Annotated in this window: 17 protein-coding genes; 5 read left to right on the forward strand and 12 right to left on the reverse strand. The window is 43.0% G+C overall.

Annotation, left to right across the window (positions count from 1 at the left end; genetic code table 11):
• Nucleotides 1-248 precede the first annotated feature (248 nt).
• The 5 genes from ECHVI_RS13515 to serA all read right to left on the reverse strand — a co-directional run bounded on the left by ECHVI_RS13515 (nucleotide 249) and on the right by serA (nucleotide 6,619).
• Nucleotides 249-704, reverse strand: a complete 456-nt coding sequence (locus tag ECHVI_RS13515; RefSeq protein WP_015266563.1) for a Spy/CpxP family protein refolding chaperone — start codon at nucleotides 702-704, stop codon at nucleotides 249-251.
• Nucleotides 705-742: 38 nt separating this feature from the next.
• Nucleotides 743-1,132: a hypothetical protein gene (locus ECHVI_RS13520; RefSeq protein WP_015266564.1), complete on the reverse strand. Its 390-nt coding sequence runs from the start codon at nucleotides 1,130-1,132 to the stop codon at nucleotides 743-745.
• Nucleotides 1,133-1,167: 35 nt separating this feature from the next.
• On the reverse strand, nucleotides 1,168-1,716 hold the full coding sequence (locus ECHVI_RS13525) for an RNA polymerase sigma factor (RefSeq protein ID WP_015266565.1): 549 nt from the start codon (nucleotides 1,714-1,716) through the stop codon (nucleotides 1,168-1,170).
• A gap of 198 nt (nucleotides 1,717-1,914) precedes the next feature.
• Complete coding sequence (locus ECHVI_RS13530) at nucleotides 1,915-2,841, reverse strand: universal stress protein (protein WP_015266566.1); 927 nt, start codon at nucleotides 2,839-2,841, stop codon at nucleotides 1,915-1,917.
• 1,885 nt (nucleotides 2,842-4,726) lie between these two features.
• Nucleotides 4,727-6,619 carry a phosphoglycerate dehydrogenase gene (gene serA / locus ECHVI_RS13545; RefSeq protein ID WP_015266568.1) on the reverse strand — a complete coding sequence of 631 codons (1,893 nt, stop codon included), beginning with the start codon at nucleotides 6,617-6,619 and terminating at the stop codon, nucleotides 4,727-4,729.
• A 152-nt stretch (nucleotides 6,620-6,771) separates the two neighbouring features.
• Here serA and ECHVI_RS13550 point away from each other — a divergent pair, with 152 nt between their 5' ends.
• Both ECHVI_RS13550 and ECHVI_RS13555 read left to right on the forward strand, forming a co-directional pair.
• Nucleotides 6,772-7,275: a DUF4920 domain-containing protein gene (locus ECHVI_RS13550; RefSeq protein ID WP_015266569.1), complete on the forward strand. Its 504-nt coding sequence runs from the start codon at nucleotides 6,772-6,774 to the stop codon at nucleotides 7,273-7,275.
• A gap of 13 nt (nucleotides 7,276-7,288) precedes the next feature.
• Complete coding sequence (locus ECHVI_RS13555) at nucleotides 7,289-7,492, forward strand: hypothetical protein (protein WP_015266570.1); 204 nt, start codon at nucleotides 7,289-7,291, stop codon at nucleotides 7,490-7,492.
• A 143-nt stretch (nucleotides 7,493-7,635) separates the two neighbouring features.
• Here ECHVI_RS13555 and ECHVI_RS13560 read toward each other — a convergent pair whose 3' ends face one another.
• From ECHVI_RS13560 to sppA, 4 genes are all read right to left on the reverse strand, one after another.
• Nucleotides 7,636-8,955, reverse strand: a complete 1,320-nt coding sequence (locus ECHVI_RS13560; protein WP_245553322.1) for an efflux transporter outer membrane subunit — start codon at nucleotides 8,953-8,955, stop codon at nucleotides 7,636-7,638.
• A gap of 100 nt (nucleotides 8,956-9,055) precedes the next feature.
• The gene (locus ECHVI_RS13565; RefSeq protein WP_041738667.1) at nucleotides 9,056-12,220 is read right to left on the reverse strand and encodes an efflux RND transporter permease subunit; all 3,165 of its coding nucleotides are present in this window, start codon (nucleotides 12,218-12,220) and stop codon (nucleotides 9,056-9,058) included.
• Nucleotides 12,221-12,246: 26 nt separating this feature from the next.
• The gene (locus ECHVI_RS13570) at nucleotides 12,247-13,401 is read right to left on the reverse strand and encodes an efflux RND transporter periplasmic adaptor subunit (protein WP_015266573.1); all 1,155 of its coding nucleotides are present in this window, start codon (nucleotides 13,399-13,401) and stop codon (nucleotides 12,247-12,249) included.
• 264 nt (nucleotides 13,402-13,665) lie between these two features.
• Complete coding sequence (gene sppA, locus ECHVI_RS13575; RefSeq protein ID WP_015266574.1) at nucleotides 13,666-15,423, reverse strand: signal peptide peptidase SppA; 1,758 nt, start codon at nucleotides 15,421-15,423, stop codon at nucleotides 13,666-13,668.
• Nucleotides 15,424-15,505: 82 nt separating this feature from the next.
• Between sppA and folK the strand changes: the two genes are divergently transcribed.
• Both folK and ECHVI_RS13585 read left to right on the forward strand, forming a co-directional pair.
• Nucleotides 15,506-15,982: a 2-amino-4-hydroxy-6-hydroxymethyldihydropteridine diphosphokinase gene (folK, locus tag ECHVI_RS13580; RefSeq protein WP_015266575.1), complete on the forward strand. Its 477-nt coding sequence runs from the start codon at nucleotides 15,506-15,508 to the stop codon at nucleotides 15,980-15,982.
• A 174-nt stretch (nucleotides 15,983-16,156) separates the two neighbouring features.
• Entirely contained in the window at nucleotides 16,157-17,548 is a 1,392-nt protein-coding gene (locus tag ECHVI_RS13585; protein WP_015266576.1) for an MATE family efflux transporter, read from the forward strand.
• Nucleotides 17,549-17,827: 279 nt separating this feature from the next.
• Here the strand turns inward: ECHVI_RS13585 and ECHVI_RS13590 are convergent, their stop codons facing one another.
• Entirely contained in the window at nucleotides 17,828-18,163 is a 336-nt protein-coding gene (locus tag ECHVI_RS13590; RefSeq protein ID WP_041738668.1) for a HopJ type III effector protein, read from the reverse strand.
• Between the two features lie 132 nt (nucleotides 18,164-18,295).
• Here ECHVI_RS13590 and ECHVI_RS13595 point away from each other — a divergent pair, with 132 nt between their 5' ends.
• Nucleotides 18,296-18,928 carry a hypothetical protein gene (locus ECHVI_RS13595; protein ID WP_015266579.1) on the forward strand — a complete coding sequence of 211 codons (633 nt, stop codon included), beginning with the start codon at nucleotides 18,296-18,298 and terminating at the stop codon, nucleotides 18,926-18,928.
• A gap of 58 nt (nucleotides 18,929-18,986) precedes the next feature.
• On the opposite strand, the gene ECHVI_RS13600 is transcribed toward ECHVI_RS13595, so the two are convergent.
• Together ECHVI_RS13600 and bioA are read right to left on the reverse strand one after the other, a co-directional pair.
• Nucleotides 18,987-19,817, reverse strand: coding sequence for an alpha/beta fold hydrolase (locus ECHVI_RS13600; RefSeq protein WP_015266580.1), 831 nt, complete (start codon nucleotides 19,815-19,817; stop codon nucleotides 18,987-18,989).
• A 98-nt stretch (nucleotides 19,818-19,915) separates the two neighbouring features.
• Nucleotides 19,916-21,220, reverse strand: a complete 1,305-nt coding sequence (bioA, locus tag ECHVI_RS13605) for an adenosylmethionine--8-amino-7-oxononanoate transaminase (RefSeq protein WP_015266581.1) — start codon at nucleotides 21,218-21,220, stop codon at nucleotides 19,916-19,918.
• Nucleotides 21,221-21,305 lie beyond the last annotated feature (85 nt).

The following is a 21,305-nucleotide window of genomic DNA, read 5'->3' on the forward strand; positions in this document are numbered from 1 at the left end:
AGAACCAATCATTTACCTAATGCCATCTATCAGCTACCAAGGACACTTTCTTTATTGCCTCAAAAGGTTCCTTTTATCCGGGTTATCCTAAATCCATCATGGTATAAAATGTTCTGGTTTGTCTGTTAAGCTTCTATCGATATGGATGAATATAATCAAAAAGACTATCTCCTTATGTCGCGCTTACTATAAAGAAATAGCCTTTTAGTTGATAGTAAATTTGTAGTTTGGTTTATGAGGTGAATCTTTTACCTCTTTGGTCTTTCTGTTTTCCTTTTCCGGTTCACACGATAGAGGTGTTTTACGAAATCCCTGTCAGCCTCCTGCAGTAAATATACTTGCTTGGGACGAAGGACTTCAGTGAATTTATTCAAAGATGATTTTTCCAAGTCCAATAGAGACTGCTGAAGATCTATCTTGTTTTGGATAAGTTGAGTCGCTTTCTCTTCCGTTAGGTTTTCTTGATCCAGATGCGAAATGACTCGAAGCTGATGTAATAGATTCCGTCTTTTATCTTCAAACGCATTATAAAGCGGCCAAAATTGTTCCGCCTGATCAGGTGTAATGTCAAGTTTCTGAGTTATGAAGGCTATTTTAGCTGCCGATAGCTTTTCGCGGTCATACCCAGGCTTATTTTCTTTCCGCTGCGCCAAAAGGCTAAAGGAAATTAGTGCCAAACAAAGGAATAAACTTATTTTTTTCATGATTTTTCTTGATTTTTGGTTCCTATTTACTTTTAAGATTAATAATAATACCATAATTCTTCTTCAAGTTCACTTTCACTTAATGGGTAGCTTCGCCAATGTTCGTATAGAAGTTCATCCAAAATAACATTGGGATCATCAGATAACGACAAAACATCTTCAGCATTCCAGTGGCCTCGATCGATCAACATTTCAATTTCTTCATCAACGGCTAAAGTAGAGGGTGGGGCAGGCTCAGCAGTAGGTTCTATTAACAGTTTAAAAAAAAGTAAACTGGTCAATATAACGGTGATTGCTGCGGCCACTCCGCTGATCCATGTCGTGTGCTGTTTATTTTGCAACTTCTTGGCCATTATCTGATCAGGAAGACTTTCGAAATAGCCTTCTGGGACACGGAAAATATTACCTTTGGGAATGTTATTTTTCATGATATATACATTTGACAGGGGATAAGAGAAAAGGTTTAGTCTGGATTGATTTCATTTTCAATCTTTTTTACTGCATGATGATAACTTGCTTTGAGAGCACCTTCTGAAGTTTTTGTGATTTCACTGATTTGCGCATAGCTCAAGTTTTCAAAATACTTCATATTGAATACTAATCGTTGCTTTTTGGGTAATTTTAAAAGAAGCTTTTGTAGCAATAACTGTATTTCATCCCCCTCAATATGTAATGTGCTATCTAAGTATCCAGCCATTTTATGTTCATGGTCTTCTAGACGGAAGAAATTTCGCTTTTTCTTTTTTTCAAGAAAATTGAGACATTCATTAATAGCAATTCTGTACAGCCAGGTAAATAGGCTTGAATCTCTTTTAAAGTTATTAATGTTTTTGAAGGCTTTGACAAATGTGTTTTGGACAAGGTCATCGGCATCTTCATGAATAATAACCATTTTACGAATGATACTATAGATCCGTTTTTGATAATGATTTACAAGCATTCGATACCCTTTTTCCCTAGTTTGGGGGTTGTTGATTAGCTTTAGTAGTGAGGTGTCGTCCAATAGATTCATTTCCTAATTAGACTCGTTAGGTTGGGATAAGTTTAATGTTAGGGTACGATTAGATTAGAAAAGGAAAGGAGTGTGCTGATTATGAGTAGTTTAAAATGTATTTGGGAAATGGAGACGTAGAGGAATTAATTTAAATGAAAAGAGCCAAAAAGCTATCATGCCTTTGGCTCTTTTAGATATAATGAAGGTAGAAGAGAATTAGATCTCCAAAATATAGTCTAATATTCCAGCATTTTTACCTTTCGGTCTGGTAACGACCAAGGGGTATTTCTCATTCAGCTGGATAAGCCGTTCGGCCATGCTGCCAATAAATAGGGCAGTGGCCGCCGTTCTTCCTTTGGCACCGATGATGATTCCATCCACATCGAGTTCTTCTGCTTTTAAAATGATGTCTTCCACCGGATCATCGTTATTGTCGACGGTGTAAACCGGTCTTATGTCAAGCCCTTTGGTGTCGATTTTACGAATGAATTTCTTATAATTAACCTCCGCATTTTTCTTCATGACATCCGCAAACTCTTCATAACTTTTGCCTGTGAGGTGATATCCTGAAGGCACGGAGAAGACATTTTGGCAAATGATCTCCACATTCCCCCCATTACGTTCTGCTATCATGATGGCTTCTTCCAACGCGTCTTTGCTATAATCAGAAAAATCGATGGGCACCAAAAGCTTGTTTACCTTGGGATTGGTGATGGTTTCCGGGATAATGGTGAGGGAACAAGAGGCCCTTCGAGCCAATCGTTGTGAAACGACTCCACTACCTGCCAAAGTGGTTTTCCGGCCGACCAAAATCATGTCTGCTGATTTTTCATGGGCAAGTTTCAGTATTTTTTTGGAAAGCTGGCCCTCTTTTACCACGTAGGAGAGTTCAGTATCCAGGTCCTTGGAAAAGTGCTCCTCTACCACTGCCTTCATTTGCCCTTTTCTTTCGTCCACCATGTTTTCCACCAAGTTGGGAAATTCCTGCAAAATGTCTTTGGGCATTTGCAGATTACGGATGACATTGGTGAAATAGATCTTTTTGGTATGGTTAATTTGAGCAATGAACGATGCGAATTTAACCAACGTGACATCCATTTCAGATAGGTCCAGGCAAACGATGAGTTTTTTAATTTGGTACATTTCCTAAGCAGCTAAATTTGATGCGATACGATATAATGATTATACGGTAAAAGCAGTTAAAAATTATTTTTAATGTGATGGTTGGCTTTTTCCGTTAATTGCCAACTTATCTCCGAATATAAGGTTAATGTTCAAAATTTACCAAGGATTAGCCTTGCAAGTACTAATCTTCTACATTTTCTTGACAATTCGGAACTTCGGCCAAATTGATCCTGAATTTGGAGAAGATATTGCATCCTCTTGGGATTGTGGACATTAGTTCCCAATGAAAACATTTTCACAAAATCACATGGCTTTCGATGGGGATTGAATTTGTTTTTGTCTTCTCTCATCTTGTTAAATACATGCAAATATATGGTTAAATCTTTATTTGTTTTAGTTAAATATTGTTTTTGTGTATAAATTTTTGATATTATAAAATAATTTATAGGCTTTGTGCCTTGTGCTTGGTGCGTTGGTATGTTGGTTTTTATCCTGGAGGGATTTGCTAGGGCCTGCTCGGTTAGGACCAAGTCGGTATGGGCAGCACAGAGGGGAACAAAATCCAGATTTCCGGTTTATTTTTATCATTCCCTGATCTAATTTGTATATTTGCAGAGGCTCGGGCCGCAGACATGTTCAAACTTCACAATTAACAAAAATGCCGAGTGAAGCCTATTCTCAAAACCAGGCCTCATCCGCCAACGGCGGACCTCGTTTCTTCGGAAGCAGGATAACAGTGGAAGGTTGCGAAATTTTGGCAGCTCAAATCTTGTCTATAAAGAGGTTTTGTAACACTCCAAGGTCCGGGCTTTATTTTTTTTCTGCCATTGGGACATGAAGGATCCAGGATTAAGTAATATTTCTGGGAGACTAATTTTTACATGGTCTTATGAAATAGAATTTCATACGGTTAAAACGATGGACTTCCTCCACAGGGCAAACGCCTTTAAAAAAAATGTTCCTATTTGCATTTATATTTGCCGTTCCTACGGAACTTTCCCTTTTGTGTGTAATCATTTTTGTTGCAGGTTGTCACCTGCACCTTCTATATGCCCCTCCGCCAAAGGCGGATTAGGCAGGATGTTCAGTTGCTTAACGCATATTCAGGGTTTAACCTCAGCCAAGCCAACCATTATGCATGAGCAGATAGCCGCGACGGCTTGTAGGATCCAAATCAACTAATCATTCTTCAGCCTATTCCGCCATTCGGCACCATAGGCTACTGCGGTTTCCAATGTACAAATCGGGGCAAAGTGCCCGCGGCACGGTAAATTATGTAACCTGCGGATTCATCCGCAGGAACTTAAGCGCTCCTCAACTTCCCGAAGGAGTGCCAGCGGCACGGATGATAGCTCATCTACACGAAATTAGTATTAAATGCGTTTGCCACATTTGACAAACCATCAGGGAAATCACTTTTAGCCTCTTGAAGTTCTTTAGTTCAGGCTGACATCTCTTTACTAATAGTTTAAAAGTGTTTGCCCTAGAGGAACTGCCAATTTTCATTATGTTGTAAAATGCCCCCTACTTTTCGGCTTGATCCAGGTTCATGCCATGTTTCTGGGGGCGATAAATTTCTGCATTTATCGAAACAATGATACACTTCAAGGCTTCAACGAACAAAGCACTTATAATTTCTTTTCTGTGAAGGGTGCATTATGCACTTGGTGCCAGTGGTCCTTTGTGGAAATTTTAGTTATTCGTGGCATTATGGATCAAGCTACAACGTTGGCGAAGATAAATATAGTAGGAGCATAGTGACCACCAGTTCCCTAAATAGCTTTCGGACCGCCTCGTGCAAACAATAAACGATAAAGTTGACCAGTTTATAGAAATAAAAAGGGGGGATGAAAATCATACTCCCCCTTTTGGATTGTTGTGGTTAATTGTGTTTATGAAATGCTTAATAGAGAATTCTGAAACGGATAGTCCCTTCGATCTCTTTTAGTGCATCGATGACATCATTTGAATAACGCTTGTCAATGTCCGTAATGACATATCCGATCTTTTCGTTTGTTTTCAGGTATTGGCCGACAATGTTGATTTTATAGCTGGCGAGTACCTGATTGATTTTTGCCAATACCCCAGGAGCGTTTTGGTGGATATGAATCAAGCGGTGAGCGTCCTTTAGGAATGGCAACTGGATATTGGGGAAGTTTACGCTGTTAAACGTATTCCCACTATTGATATATTCGATGATTTTACCTGGTACGAACTGGGCAATGTTTTCTTGGGCCTCCAAGGTACTGCCACCGATATGTGGCGTTAGGATGGTGTTTGGGCAACCGATCAATTCGGATTCAAACGGCTCATCATTGTTCTTGGGTTCTGTCGGGAACACGTCCACCGCAGCACCTGCCAAATGGCCACTTTCCAGTGCATCCCTAAGGGCGGGAACATCCACTACATGGCCGCGGCTAAGGTTGACCAGAATGGCACCTTTTTTCATCTTGAAGATTTTTTCTTTGTTCAAGATGTTTTTATTTTCTGTTCTGCCATCCACATGGAGCGAGATGATATCACAGGTTTCCAGCAACTCGTCCAGTGAGTCTATTTTAGTGGCATTTCCGAGGGCCAAACGTTCTACGATGTCGTAATAGAAAACATTCATACCCATGTTTTCAGCCAACACTGAAAGCTGGGCGCCAATGTTTCCATAACCAATGATACCTAGCTTTTTGCCCCTCACTTCAAAGCTTCCAGAAGCAGACTTGTTCCAGATCCCTTGGTGCATTTTTAAGGTTTTGTCATGGAGGTTTCGCATCAGGAAGATGATTTCCGATATGGCCAGTTCCACCACAGAACGAGTATTGCTAAAAGGGGCGTTGAAAACCGCGATGCCCTTTTCCTGACAGGTTTCCAGGTCGATTTGGTTGGTGCCGATGCAGAAGGCGCCGACAGCCATCAGCCTGTTGGCATTTTCAAGGACCTTTTTGGTGATCTGTGTTTTGGAACGGATGCCTATAATAGAGACATTCTTTATCTTCTCACACAATTCCTCTTCGGACATAGCAGAACTTACCACTTCCACGTTGTAGCCTTCTTGCTTCATGATTTCCACACCGATAGGGTGGACATTTTCCAATAGAAGCACGTTTATTCTGCTTTTTGGATAGCTGAATTTTTTGTTCATTTTATTAACATACAAAATTTCATCCAGACTGGGAGCAATATGGTCCGCTTTTGATGAAACCTTAGGTCTATTGATATTTTCGGTAAATGCGTAAAATTTATTGGCCAATCCAGAAGCCTTGATCTCATAATCTGTATAACCATCACCAATGACATAGACGTCACCTTCTAGCTTTAAGCTTTTGATAGTGGCGGGCTTGCCGTTATTATTGGATAGGAGGTTTTCCTTGTTAAGGTCAATGATATTGCCTGCTTCATCATAGATAAAATCATTGGCAAATACATTTTCCTCCTTCAGGCCATAAGCAGCCACCACCGGGGTGATAAAATCCTTAAAGCCATTGGACAGGATATAGATGTTTTCAGCATTTTCTTGGAAAAACTCCCGGTTTCGCTGAAAAGATTTGGACACCTTTTGCTTAAGCGCATCTATAAGCTCTGCGATTTGCGATTTGTTGGCTTGAAGGATTTCGATTCTCCTTTCCAAGCTTTCGCGCAGATTCAATTTCCCTTCCATGCCCAAGTCCGTGATGTCCTTGATGGCTTGCAATTTTTCATCTCTTTTGGGATCATTTCTCAAGCTGATCTCTCCCAAAATATCCAACGCTTCTACCTGCGTAAAGGTACTGTCAAAATCGATGATAAACTTTTTATCAGTGGTCATTTTGTGGTGAACTTTTAATGATTTGCGCGTAAATTTAGCATTTTCTTAATTTATACGAATGTTTGTTGTCAAAAATACTTTCAAAATTTTTAAATGTTTTTTAGTCGATTACGACGTATTTTTGTAAAATCACTGAAATAAACGAAATAGCTATGAAAATGAAGGTTCCTGTGCTTTTGGTACTCCTTTTAACTTTTTCTTTTTTTGCTTGCGACGATGCAAAAAAAGTCCAAGAAACCACTGGGGAGACGGCAAGTGAAGACGGGGTTTCTGGCACTTACGGTGCACCCCTTAGTGAGGATGGAATGTTTTCCCTCACGCATATGTTGGAGACGTTAAAGTCAGAGGAGAAATTTGAGGGAAAGATCAGTGGTGAAATCGACGAGGTCTGTGTGAAAAAAGGATGTTGGTTGACGATGGACTTGCCAAATGGGGAGTCAATGCGGGTGACGTTTAAAGATTATGGCTTTTTTGTGCCTAAAAATGCCCATGGATATCCAGTGGTGCTTGAAGGAGAAGCGGTGAAAGTCGTTACCGATGTGGCTTCTTTGAGGCATTATGCCCAGGATGGGGGTGCATCAGCTGAAGAAATAGAGAATATTACTGAACCGAAAGAAGAGTATACTTTTGTTGCGACAGGAGTTTTGATTCAATAGAAATTTTAAGAATATGGCAATAGCATTGGATAATTTACGTGTAGGTAGGGTTTATTATTTGACCAATTATGGAGAAAACCGTCACCTGGAGGTATTGGAGCGGATAGGAAGGGAAAATTTTCAGGTAAAGGATTTGGATACCTTGGAAATCTACGAGTTGGACGAATTGTTGAGATGGGGGATTGGTAAGGACTATGATCTGGATGAGGTAAGATGAACATGTTCCGAAGAATAAAAGGAGGATAAAACTCCGTTTAAGCCAATTTAAGATAAGTCTGGTGGATATCAGAAAAAATACCGCTGGAGGTTCTGTTCCAGCGGTACAAGATTAGTTATGGTAAATGCCAGTCCGTTTATAGTTTAATTCCATCCACCACCCAAGGAACGGTACAGGTCCACAACTGATAGGAACACCTCTTTTCTTGTATTCGTCATTTCTAACTCTGCTTCCAAAGCTCTTGCTTGGGCGGTAATAACCTCTAAATAGGTCGCATAACCTCCTCTGAAAAGGTCATTGGCTATTTGAATAGAATTTAGGAGAACTTGGGTTTCCTCTTCTTTGAGGGCGTATTTCTTTTTCATTTTATCCACCCGCCTGAGATTAGTCAAGACCTCTCTATAGCCATTCATGATAGCTTGTTGATATTGATAATAAGCTATTCGATTATTTGCAATGGACTTATTAAATCCAGCTCGGATTTTAAACTGTTGGAATATAGGGGCGGTAATGCCACCAAGAAACCCTACTGTAAGCGCTCCCGGGAAATTGAAAGCAGAAGGAATGTTCTGTTCATTTAGACCGATATATGGCGTAAGGCTTAAGGAAGGGAAAAATTCTGCCCTAGCAGCGGCAAGGTGTGCATCAGTAGCCAGTAATTCAAGCTCTGCCTGTTGGACATCGGGCCTTCTAAGCAATAGATCCGTGGGGACACCAACATTGATTGCTTCTGGCAAGTTTATATCCAAGAGTGATTCTGCCCGGGGTATTTCTTCGGGATACCTGCCCAAGAGATAGTTTAGGGAATTTTCAGCAGCAATGATTTCCTGTTCTTTTTCATATCGTAGGCTTTTGGTGGCCAATAACTGGGCAGCAAATTGCTGAACGGCCAGTTCGTTAGCCCTTCCGGCCATTTTTTGAATTTTGATCAGCTCAAGGGCAATTTCCTGGTAATCAATGTTTTTATTGATGGTTTCCAGCTCTTTATCAAATCCTAGCAATTCATAATATAGCTTTGCTACTTCTGCAATTAATGTGGTCTGTACCAGCAAGCGTCCCTTTTCTGTAGCCAGTATCCGCTGATGGGCAGCTTTCTTTCGGTTTTTGATCTTTCCCCAAAGGTCAATTTCCCAAGTGCTTTGAAATCCTAAAAAGCTACGTTCAATCTGATTGTCCACGTTGCGGTCTCCATTAACGGTACCGGAGAGTAGATTGGGTTTGATATTTCCAGACCTGTACCTAGCGATACCGTCTACTGTGGGATATAGTCTCCCTTTTTCTATGCGGTATTGTGCGGTGGCTACCTCGATACGCTCTACGGCTGCTAGCATATCCAAGTTGTGTTCCAATGCCTCTTCGATCAAACTGTTGAGGTTAGGATCGTTGAAGAATTTGTTCCATGGAATATGCGCAATGTTAATAGAGTCTTTTTCTCCGATAAAAGTTGCGGGTATTTTCGGCATATCAGGTTTTTCGGGGATGTCTATGGATTTGCACCCCCCGAAAATTCCCGCTATTATAATGATTGACAGTATTACTTTTTGATCAATTCGGATCATTATATTAATTATTAGATAGCGAAACCGCTATGTTTTCCACTTTATTTTTCATCTTGGTCTTATTCTTTTTCCTTCTACTGGAAAACAGTACATAGAGGCCAGGAATAAGGAACATGCCAAAGACCGTTCCGCTGAACATTCCTCCCAATGCAGCGGTACCTATTGACCTGTTGCCGAGTGCTCCGGCTCCTGTGGCCATACAGAGGGGTACCAGTCCTGCCATAAAAGCAAAGGAAGTCATCAGGATGGGCCGTAATCGGGACACGGCGCCAGTAATTGCTGCCGGGATTATGTCCATGCCTTCTTTTCGCTTTAGAACCGCAAATTCAATAATCAGAATCGCGTTTTTGCCCAGCAAGCCTATCAACATAATGAGGGCCACTTGGGCATATATGTTGTTTTGAAGGCCAAGTAAATAGAGGGCTGCAAAAGAACCGAATACCCCGGCTGGTAAGAACAGAATCACTGGAAGTGGCAATACAAAGCTTTCGTACTGCGCTGCCAGCAGTAGGTAAACGAAGACAAGGCAGATGATGAAAATGTAAATGGCCTGATTGCCTGAACTTACTTCCTGACGCGTCATTCCGTACCAATCATAGCCATATCCTTTAGGCAGTTTTTCTGCCGCTACTCTTTGGATGGCAGCCACAGCATCACCACTACTGTACCCTGGCGCAGGGATACCTTTTACCTTTGCCGAGGTGTACATGTTATGTTTACTCAACTGTTCTGGGCCGTATACTTTTTCCAAATTAATGAAAGAGGAGATAGGGACCATTTCACCGCCGTCATTCTTAACATGGACTTTCAGCACGTCTTCTGGATTAGCTCTATATTGTGGTCCGGCCTGCATCATCACATCATACATGTTTTCGAAGCGAACAAAATCGGAGGCCAAGACACCTCCCATCAGTATTTGTAAAGTGCTCATGGCATTACTGATGGTAACGCCTTTTTTGGCGGCCATGTCTTGATCTACATTTACCATATACTGGGGGAAGTTTGGATCAAAATCCGACTTCACTTCACCAATTTCAGGCGCATTGTCCAGCGCTTCCACAAAATCCTCGATCACTAGTGAGAGCTTCTGAAGATTGCCACTGCCTGTCTGGTCGAGCACCTTCATTTGGAATCCACTGGAATTACCAAAACCAGAAACCGTAGGAGGAAGGAAAAACTGCACTTGGGCATCGGAAATATCCGCCGTGCGGGCATAGAGCTCATCGATAGTCTCCTGAATAGAAGCTTCTCGCTCATCCCAATTTTTCAGATTGATCATGCCCATCCCATAGGATGCTCCGGACAGTCCTGTGGACAGGCTATATCCTGCAAGGGTGGATACTGCGGCAACTTCATCCAGCTCCTCAGCAGCTTGCTGAATATGGTCAAGTACCTTTTCTGTCCTTTCTACGGTGGCACCGGATGGGGATACGACATTGATGTAAACCATACTCTGATCCTCAACAGGAATGAATCCCGAAGGCAATACTTTGGCCACTCCCCAAGTGCCTATGAAAAAGGCGACAAGCATGATTACGGTCACTAATCGCCGTCCCACTAGCACCCCCAATGTATTACGGTATTTGCCTGAAAAGGACTCATAGGCCCTGTTAAAGCCATTGAAAAAGGTGTTGAGAAGCGTCTTTTTCTGTTCTGTACCGTAATGGTTTTTTAATATAATGGCGCACAATGCGGGCGTAAGGGTCAAGGCATTGATTCCAGAAATAACAATGGCAATGGCCAGGGTAATCGAAAACTGGCGATAGAAAATTCCTACGGGACCATCAAGAAATGCAACAGGGATAAATACCGCCGACATGACTAACGTAATGGACACGATGGCACCTCCAATATCCTTCATTGCTGCCAATGTAGCTTCCATGGGAGGGAGATGGTCTTCCTCCATTTTGGCATGCACGGCCTCTACTACTACAATAGCATTGTCCACGACAATACCGATGGCCAGTACCAGAGCAAATAGGGTCAGCATATTGATGGAAAAACCAAATAACTGCATAAAAAACAAGGTGCCGATCAATGCTACGGGTACGGCAAGTGCTGGAATTAAGGTAGACCTGAAATCTTGGAGGAATATAAAAACGACCAAGAATACCAAAATAAAGGCTTCGATCAATGTCTTTAATACTTCATGGATAGAGGCGTCAAGAAAGCGCGAAACATCATAGGTGATTTTATAATCTACACCCGGAGGAAACGATCCTTGCTTCAGTTCTTCCATGCGTTTTTTTACCCGCTGGATGACATCCCTGGCATTGGATCCGGGACGCTGGATGATCATGATTGACGCAGCAGGTTTACCGTCGGTTTTAGAGATACGTCCATAGTTCAATGAACCAAACTCTACATCTGCTATATCTCCAAGTCTTAGGATAGAACCGTCTTTATTGGCACGGATTACCAGGTTTTCATATTCTTTGGCCTCATTGAACTTACCGGAATACCGAAGGCCGTACTGGATCATCTGCGCTCCTTTGCCCGAGCTTACCCCTACTTGACCGGGAGCTGCCTCTACATTTTGGTTGTTTAAGGCGGCTTTTACCTCGTCAGTAGAAACTTGGTAAGCGGTCATGCGGTCAGGTTTTAGCCATATCCGCATGGAATAATCTTTCGTACTCATGATTTCGGCAAAGCCCACTCCGTCTACTCTCCTTAGTTCCTGAAGGACATTTAGATCAGAGAAATTATATATAAACTGCTCATCCATAGAGGGGTCGCTACCCATCACATTGATGTAGAGGAGCAGTCCTTCTACTTCCTTTTCTACGGTCACACCTGCTTTGATGACATCCTGTGGCAAATCATTTACGACTGTAGAAACACGGTTTTGTACTTCCATGGCCGCTTCATCTGGGCTGGTTTCCGCCCCAAAATATACCTTGATTTTGGAAGTACCCCGGTTACTGGACACTGAAGACATGTACATCATCCCCGGTACACCGTTTATGGCTTTTTCCAATGGGGTTGTCACAGTTTTGGCTACCACCTCGGAATTAGCTCCCCGGTATTTTGCCCTGATCGAAACGGCTGGAGGAGCGATGTCCGGGAATAGGGCTACGGGCAACGAAAAGAATGTCAGTGCTCCGAGTAAGACAAAGAAAAGGGATATGACCAAAGAAAGGATTGGTCTTTTGATAAATAAAGACAGCATGAGGTTGAAATAAGGTCTTGGTGGAATTATTGAACGGTAGGGGTTTCCTGAAGGGGGCTTAAGTGATGCGCAGCAATAAATTTCGGCTGGATGGTCATGCCCTCTTGCAAGTCCTGAATCCCTTCATAGACAATCTTATCACCTTCCTCAATTCCTGATTCCACTACATAATAATGGGAAAACCGAACTTTAGGGATAAATGATTTCATTTTCACTTGATTGTTTTCGTCCAGTACAAAAACGTAATGACGGTCTTGTATTTCAAAAACTGCTTTTTGTGGAACCATCAAAACATCGTGTACTTGGTTGGTGAGGACTACTTTACCTGTAGCTCCGTGTTTTAGGATTTGCTTTTGGTTAGGAAATCGTGCCCGGAAAGCAATGGAGCCTGTGTTGGCATTGAATTCTCCTTCCATGGTTTCGATTTTACCTTCATAAGGGTAGGGGGTGCCATCAGCTAGAATTAACTTCACTATATCATTGTTGGAGTCTTCTTGGGTGTTGACATATTCAAGGTATTCCCTCTCCGATACATTAAAGTAAACATGTACTGCACTGATGTCAGATACCTTGGTGAGCAAACTTCCTTGATCCAAAAGGCTACCTATTCTATGGGGTATTCTATCTATTATTCCACTGAAAGGTGCTTTGATTTCGGTATATCCAAGTTGGGTGTCGGCATGGGCGTATGCTGATTTGGCCTCTTCAATTTTGGCGAGCACGGCATTGTGCTTTGCCAATGCCACTTTTAATTCCGATTCGGAAATGACATTTTTATTTACCATAATCCGAAGCCTATCTACCTCGTATTCCAATGCTTTCGCTTCTGCTATTGCACTTGTGAGGTTAGCACTGGCTTTTGCCAATGCCGCTTTGTATTCTTCATCATTGGTTTTGAAAAGGAGCTGTCCCTTTTTTACGTATTTACCTTCATCGATGAGTATTTCTTCCAGAAAACCCGGAACGCGTGATCGCAGCTCCACGTTCTGAATAGCTTTGATATCCGCTACATATTCCCGGTAAAGCGCCGTGTCAATGGACGTTACCTGCATGACGGGAAGCGATTTTTCTCTTATCTTTTTCTCTCTTGGCTTACTTTCTGTCGAACAGCTGCTGTAAAGCATACAGGCAAAAACCAATAGGGTAATGGTGAAATAGTGAGGAGCGTGTAAAATTTTCATAATTGACTAAGCAGCAAAACTTATGCTAAAATTTTAAATATTGTGGATTTTTTCCACAATTTAATCTGCAAATCTATTCATTACACGCTCTTTTCATAGTGTTATTTTTTAAACGGTAGATGTTCGTGATAGCTTGTCTTCTTGTTGTTCTTTAGGTCGTTGAGGTTATTTTAAAGCTGTCTGAATTAATCGGTTTTTGTGTGTTTTTTTGATAAATTAGGCTTCTGTATATTTTAGGCATGATTTTTGTAAAAAGGAGTTCGCTTATTTGACTTTGATATCAAAAGGCAACCTTGCGTTGATGCCTTTCATTTGTTGAATGTTTTCGATTTTTTCAAGAAGACGATAGGAGTTTCCAAATCGATAGTTCATGTATCGGGCTTCGATATCAGTGCCCAATTCAGTCATGATCTGTTCCAAGATGGTTTTTTGTTTGGGGTAGTAAAGGACTCTGTAGTCTTCACCCACATCAGCTTTGTTTGCTGCGATTTGAATTGCATCATCCAGTCCTCCAAGGATGTCAACCAGACCATTTTCTTTGGCTTGGCGGCCACTCCATACCCTTCCTGATGCCACTTCCATGACGGCTTCCTTGCTCATCTTTCGCCCATCAGCCACGCGAGTGATAAACGTGTCGTAACCGTCTTCGATCTGTTTTTGGATGATGTTTTTTTCGACTTCGCTCAGCTGACGGGTAGGGTTCATAAAATCCGAGAATTCACCGGTCTTTGCCACATCCGTCGTGATCCCCAATTTATTGTTAAGGAGGCCTTCAGCATTGAACCACATGCCGAATATGCCAATTGATCCAGTGATGGTATTGGGCTGGGCGACGATGGTATCGGCTGGTGTAGAGATATAATATCCTCCTGATGCAGCCAAAGATGACATGGATGCAATGACAGGTTTTACCTTTTTGGCTTCATTCATTTCTCTCCAAATGACTTCAGAGGCCAAGACAGACCCACCCGGTGAGTTTACACGGAGGACGATTGCCTTGATGTCATCATCCATTCGTGCCTTTTTGATTTCCTGCGCAAAGATCTCTGAGCTGATGGTGCCTTCCACTTTGCCACTGACGATCTCTCCTTCCGCCACGATCACGGCAATGCGATTACTGGCGGTCAGGTTTTTGGTTTTGGCGGTTTTATTGATGCCTGAGATGTTGATGGTGGTGATTTCAGCGTCCGCTTCCAAACCAAGCTTTTCCCGAAGGAGGTCTTTGACTTGATCGTCGTACCAAATCCCGTCCACTAGGCCCAGGTCAGCAGCATCTTGTGGCTCACGCACCAGCATCTGATCATTGGCTTTTTTGAGCGTGTCAAACGTCAATGACCTACTCTCCGCTATTTGACGAATCATGTAATCGTTCATGTCGCCCAGGAATGACTCCGTTTGTAGGCGGTTGGCATCACTCATTTGGTCGAGAATAAAAGGTTCTACGGCACTTTTAAATTCCCCAACCCTAAATATCACCGGTTCTATTTCAAGTTTCTCCAGCATGCCCTTAAAAAACAATATTTCGGAGGAAAGGCCATTGAATTCAAGTCCTCCCATGGGGTTAAGGTAGATCTCACTGGCAGCGGATGATAGAAAATATCCTCCTTCACTGTATAATTCTGAATAGGACACGATAAATTTCCCGGATTCACTAAAATCAATCAGCTCATTCCGGAGTTCGGTCAGGACGGCAGGATTTGCCATGACGGTTCCAGCTTGGAGGTATATGCCCTTTATATTGTTGTTTTCCTTAGCGGTACGGATGGCCTTTTTTACATTTGCAAGCCCGATTTTATAGGCTGCGGGAATAGGGCCAAACGATGAAAGGTCAATATTGTCTTCAGATGTCCGTTCCACCAATACAATATTTTCTAAATTGATATGGAGAACAGTATTATCGCTGATGGTGACTTTTTCTTCTGCAGTGGATAACGTGATCAGACCAGCAAATAAAATGAAACTGATGACCGAAAAAATCATCAACCCCAAAATTACTGCCAGCACATTACTTAAAAATTTCATAGATTATGCGTTTTTGATTAGCTCGAAAATACGTCTTTTTTCTTATTTCTGTTAGTTTTGAAAGGTGAAATTAAATCAAGATATGTCACAAGTAGTGTTGTTAATCGGAGGGAATTTGGGGGATAGGGAAATGCTGATCCATGCTGCCGTGGAACAGCTCGGAAGAAAATTCAGGTTGGTCAAAACTTCATCCCTTTATGAAACAGCCGCTTGGGGAGGGAAGTCCTCAGGCGATTACCTTAACCAAGCGGTGGTGGTTGAAACCGATTGGGAACCCGAAAAGGTGTTGGATTTTACGCAAGCCGTGGAGATTGATTTGGGAAGAAAGCGTAAAGAGAAATGGGGAGATCGAACCATGGACATTGATATTATCTATTTTGGGAATAGGGTTATTAAAACCGCAAGGTTGGCAGTGCCACATCCGCACTTGCCTGATAGAAAGTTTGTGCTGATGCCATTGGTAGAAATCATGCCGGATTTTGTTCATCCTATATTGAGGAAGACGAACCAAGCGCTTCTCGATGCATGTACCGATATCGGAAAGGTGATAAAACTGTAATGCGGGTAAAAAAGCTGATTTTTATTGCAAGTAATGCCAATAATTGGCAAATTTGAGGCATCATGAAGTCATAATTAACAATTTCGGAGATTTTTGGCCTCTTAAGGTCATGTATGCGGTGTTCTTTACGTCAAGGGAATGCACTGCTATTTTTCATTATATCTTTTCTTAATTATGACATTAACGAATATTATTCATCATTTTAAAAAGGCACTGAGTGGCGAAGAAGAGGACTTTACAGTAGGAAGTATCCGAAAAGCCATCTTTTACCTGTCCATTCCTATGATCCTGGAGATGCTCATGGAATCACTGTTTGCAGTGGTAGACATTTTCTTTGTAGGTAAATTGGGGGTGCAAGCTGTGGCTACGGTGGGATTGACCGAATCGGTGCTGACCATTGTGTATTCGGTGGCCATCGGGCTGAGCATGGCCGCGACGGCTGTGGTAGCGCGAAGGATAGGGGAGAAGAAAAAGAAAGCCGCCTCCCAAGCAGCCTTTCAAGCCATCATTATTTGTGCGGTATTGGCCATGACGATTGGTGTGTTGGGCTTGTTTTTCGCTAAGGACCTCCTTACCCTGATGGGGGGCGATCCAGCGTTGGTAGCAAGTGGATTTGGCTACACCCAGGTGATCTTTGCAGGAAATATCAGTGTAATGCTGTTGTTTTTGATCAATGGAGTATTCCGGGGTGCGGGCAATGCCGTCATTGCAATGCGTACACTATGGTTGGCAAATGGCATCAATATCGTATTGGACCCTATGCTGATCTTCGGGATCGGCTTTTTCCCTGAACTTGGTCTGGAAGGGGCTGCTTGGGCCACTACGATCGGTCGATCAGTAGGCGTCTTGTTTCAGTTGAGTGTCCTTTTTCGCGGAAAAGCGATCATTAGCTTTAATTGGGATGTTTTGCGCTTCAGGTGGTATACGGTAAAAAATATCCTCAAAATCGCCATCGGCGGAATGGGCCAATTTCTCATTGAATCGGCCAGTTGGATTGTACTCATGCGGATCGTCTCCAATTCAGGAAGCGTCGCTTTGGCGGGTTTTACCATTGCCATACGCCTGATCATATTTGCCTTACTTCCTGCTATGGGCTTTTCAAATGCTTCGGCCACATTGGTCGGCCAGAACCTGGGCGCCAAAAGGCCTGACCGAGCAGAACAGTCCGCTTGGAAGGCTGCGCATTACACGGCGCTTTTTTTAGGAAGCATTGGCCTACTGTTTTTCTTTTTCGGGGAATACATCATCAGCTGGTTCAATGATAACCCGGAGGTGATTCAAGTAGGAACCGATGGGCTTGGGATCATTTGTTTGGGCTATGTGTTCTTTGCTTATGGTATGGTCATGAGCCAATCGCTTAACGGAGCTGGCGATACGAAGACCCCTACGTTAATTAACATTGTGGTGTTATGGCTGTTTCAGTTGCCTTTGGCCTATGTGCTCTCTCAGTGGTTTGACATGGGAGAAATTGGGGTGTTTATAGCCATTGCTGTAGGCCATTCCGTTCATGCACTGGTCAGCGGTTTTATCTTTAACCAAGGAAAGTGGAAGCTGAAGGAGGTATAGCAGAGAAAGATAAAGGAAAGAAGCTGTCTCAAAAGCCATTTGCCCATGTTTATGGGGAAAGATTATTTGGCAACCAATTCAAAAGTTGCCTTTAAAAGACAGCTTCTTTCTGCTTTAATGGAAAGTCTATGGGAAGAATTCTTTCGGATCAAGCTATGTTTTCAAGTGCCTTTGTGTGCGCGGCTACGTTACCCATTTACGAAGGTAGGTGCTCGATAGCTGGCGCTCCTTTAGGTTTAACCAAGGTGAAAACCATGATGATGGAAGCTGCTTGCCCGATTATTTCTTCTCCAATGCAGTACCTTTAAAGATAATTCCTTCCCAACCGTTTTGGATAAAATTCCGGATATTTTGATGATCTTCTCCTTGGGGATTTCCCAAGACATCCTTGCGGTAAATGTCACCAAAAAGATTTAGCGTTTGCGCTTTACTAAGGCTAAGGAGTCGGCCAAGGCTGAAGATTTTACAGGATCCGTTGTTTTGACCGGCTTCATTGACCGTTTTACCATTGCTGAAATGCGTGGGGGTGAAAATGTAGTTTTCGTCAATGAAATCCATGGTTTCCTGAAAGGAAATTGCTTCTGGGTTTTGGCTGATTTTGTCTAGAAATGTCATTGTAGGTAATATCGTTTGCCCAAAAATAATAGGTTTTTCGTGATTTAACTTAAAAGTTAAGTGGTAAGCAAATTTCAAGTGTTTTGTGGCGTTTAATTTGTAAATTGAATAGGTTAAAATGATTTTTAAAAGATGAGAATCACAAATCTACAAAAGAAGGCATTGTCCGACTTACTACGGGAGGTGGGATTGAATGTAGTGGATTTTGAGGTGTCCGGGATGCACAAGGAGTTTAAAGTGCAGTACCGGTATGATTATTTTTCGTTTTCGATCAACCGAGTGGGGTTGCAGCAGTATTCCATTGGGATTTTACCTGTAAATTCCACCAAACCGATTAGCGAAACAGGTGATTGGGATTACCTCATATCCCGCTTTGGGGTTTGGGCGGAGCAGTTGGCCAAAGAGTTGAGCACTCCAACAGGCTGGGAGCATTTCGAAAGCGAAAATTACCTGGACCTGAAAGCAATAGATTTGGATAGGCCGTTCAGTTCAGAGGAGAAAAAGCAGGTCAGGAAGAGCTTAGATCATTACAAGTTTTATATTGATGGCCAATCGGCCTTTGGGGCAGAAGACAAACAGGTGATTTTGGATAAGCTTGAGGAATTGTCCGGAAAATTAGAGGAGATGAATAAATTTGACTGGAAGTCCCTGCTGATCGGAACCCTGGCAAATGTGGTCATGGTTTTGGGGCTTCCTTCAGAAGTCAGCGGATTGATATGGGAGGGGCTAAAAAGTGCTTTTGGAGGCCTTCGGATCGATGGTTAAAAAAATGCCTTTCAAGCTGTACATTGAAAGGCATTTTGATCACAGGACCATTCCCGTTTTATTTTTTCAGAAAATCCAGTAGCAACTTGTCCACCTCATCTCTGTGGGTGAGGGTCAGTCCATGGGGACCACCCGATATCACATGATATTCATTAGCGGTGATGCCTTTGGCAGCTTGGTCACTGGCACTTTTGATGGGGACAATATTATCTTCGTCACCGTGGATGATGAGGGTCGGTACGGAGACATTTTTCAATTCGGGTCTGAAGTCTGTTCCTGCCCAAGCTTCAGCACATTTAATGGTAGCGATGGGAGAGGCATGGGATGCAATGGAGAAATCGTAATCCAAGTTGGCTTGGGACATGCGATCAGTATTATTTTCATAATTATAGAAATTTTTATGAAAATCCTTCAAGAACCCTATGCGATTGCTTTTCAGGGCGTCCAAGATACCGTTCAGCATATCGGCAGGTACTCCGTCAGGGTTGTCGGTCTTCTGGGCTACCAATGGAATGATGGAGCCAATCAGGACTGCTTTTTTCACCCTGTCACCACCAAAGTCTGTAAAGTAGCGCACCACTTCACCTCCCCCCATGCTAAAGCCGACAATGGTGACGTCCTGTAAGTCCAATTGAAGGATGATTTCTCTCAGGTCACTTGTCAAGGAAGAATAATCATACCCTTCCAAGGGCTGTGAGGAAAGCCCGAAGCCTCTGCGGTCATAGCTGATCACACGGTACCCTGCATCCAAAAGGGTTTGTGTCTGGCCTTCCCAAGCTTGATGGCTGAGTGGCCATCCGTGGATCAGGATTACAGGCTTGCCTTTTCCATAGTCTTTGTAATATAAATCTACGGGATCTTTCCCTGTCTCATTGATCAAAAATGGCATGGTTAAATGTTTTTTAGGTTAGCAATGGTTTTCTACAATTGTAACGATTTGAACCGTAGGTTTGTTGAGGAAAAGTGGGATTATAGGTTGTCTGGTGTTTACTTTTCTTCTGTTAATTTTTCGCCATAAGCCTTGATGCTGTCGACCATGGCATTGGTGAGTTGCTGGAGTTCCGCTGGAGTGATCACGAAAGGCGGCATCGTATAGATCAGTTTTCCAAAGGGTCTAAGCCAAAGGCCTCTTTTGGTGAGTGCTGCTTGTATGGCCTTCATGTCCACTTCAGCTTTCATCTCCACCACGCCTATGGCCCCCAGCACCCTTACCTCTTTGACCGCCTCCAAGGTTTGGAGACCAGCAAGGGCATCATTCAAGTGGCTTTCAATGGCCTGGATTTCAGCTTTCCAGTCTTTGGCCAGTAGCAGTTCCAGGCTGGCCAATGCCGTGGCACAGGCCAATGGATTGCCCATAAAAGTGGGGCCGTGCATAAATACCCCTGGCGACCCGTCCGAAATGGTATGGGCCACATCAGCAGTACAAAGCGTGGCTGCAAATGACATGTAACCGCCTGTAAGGGCTTTACCAATACACATGATATCAGGGGTAATGGCTGCATGCTCGCAAGCAAACAATTTCCCCGTTCTCCCAAAACCGGTGGCAATTTCGTCTGCGATCAGGAGGATGTCGTATTTTTCACAATGTGTTTTTAGGGAGTTGAGGTAGTCAGGATGGTAAAAACGCATGCCTCCCGCCCCTTGAACGATCGGTTCGAGGATAAAGGCGGCGATTTCTTCGTGGTGGGAAGAAAGTACCCGTTCCACTTCTTCTAATTCCTCCGGTATCAGCTGTCCATGGAATGTCGATTGTGGGGCAGGTAGGAAAATTTGTGGGGATAAACGATTGTTGAAAATGCTGTGCATGCCGGTGACGGGGTCGCATACAGACATGTCATGCCAGGTGTCGCCATGATAGCCACTTCGCACCGTGGCAAAACGATTTTTACTTCCTTGCCCTTTGGAATGCCAATATTGGAGCGCCATCTTCATGGCCACTTCTACGGCAACTGAGCCAGAGTCACTGTAAAATACATGCTTTAATCCCTGGGGCACGACCTCCAGCAATGCTTGGGTCAGCTCAGCGGCAGGCCTGTGTGTAATTCCCCCAAACATCACGTGCGCCATGTTTTCCAACTGCTGCTGAATGGCACGATTGAGTGCTGGCACTTGGTATCCATGGATGGTGGACCACCAGCTGGACATGCCATCGATCAGTCGGGTGCCATCTTCCAATTCCAGAAAAACACCACTGGCTTTTTTTACGACCAAGTTGTCCATTGGCCTTGAGGCAGCGGTATACGGGTGCCAAATGTGTTTGTGGTCTATGGAAAGGATTTCTTCTTGGGTCATAAGTTTGGATTGCTATTGGTTTTGTTGATATTTTCTATCGCCCAGATAATAAACAAAGGGGATGGCAAATCCCCTTTGTTAGGAG

The sequence above is a fragment of the Echinicola vietnamensis DSM 17526 genome (genome assembly GCF_000325705.1).
GTDB classification, from domain to species: Bacteria; Bacteroidota; Bacteroidia; order Cytophagales; family Cyclobacteriaceae; genus Echinicola; species Echinicola vietnamensis.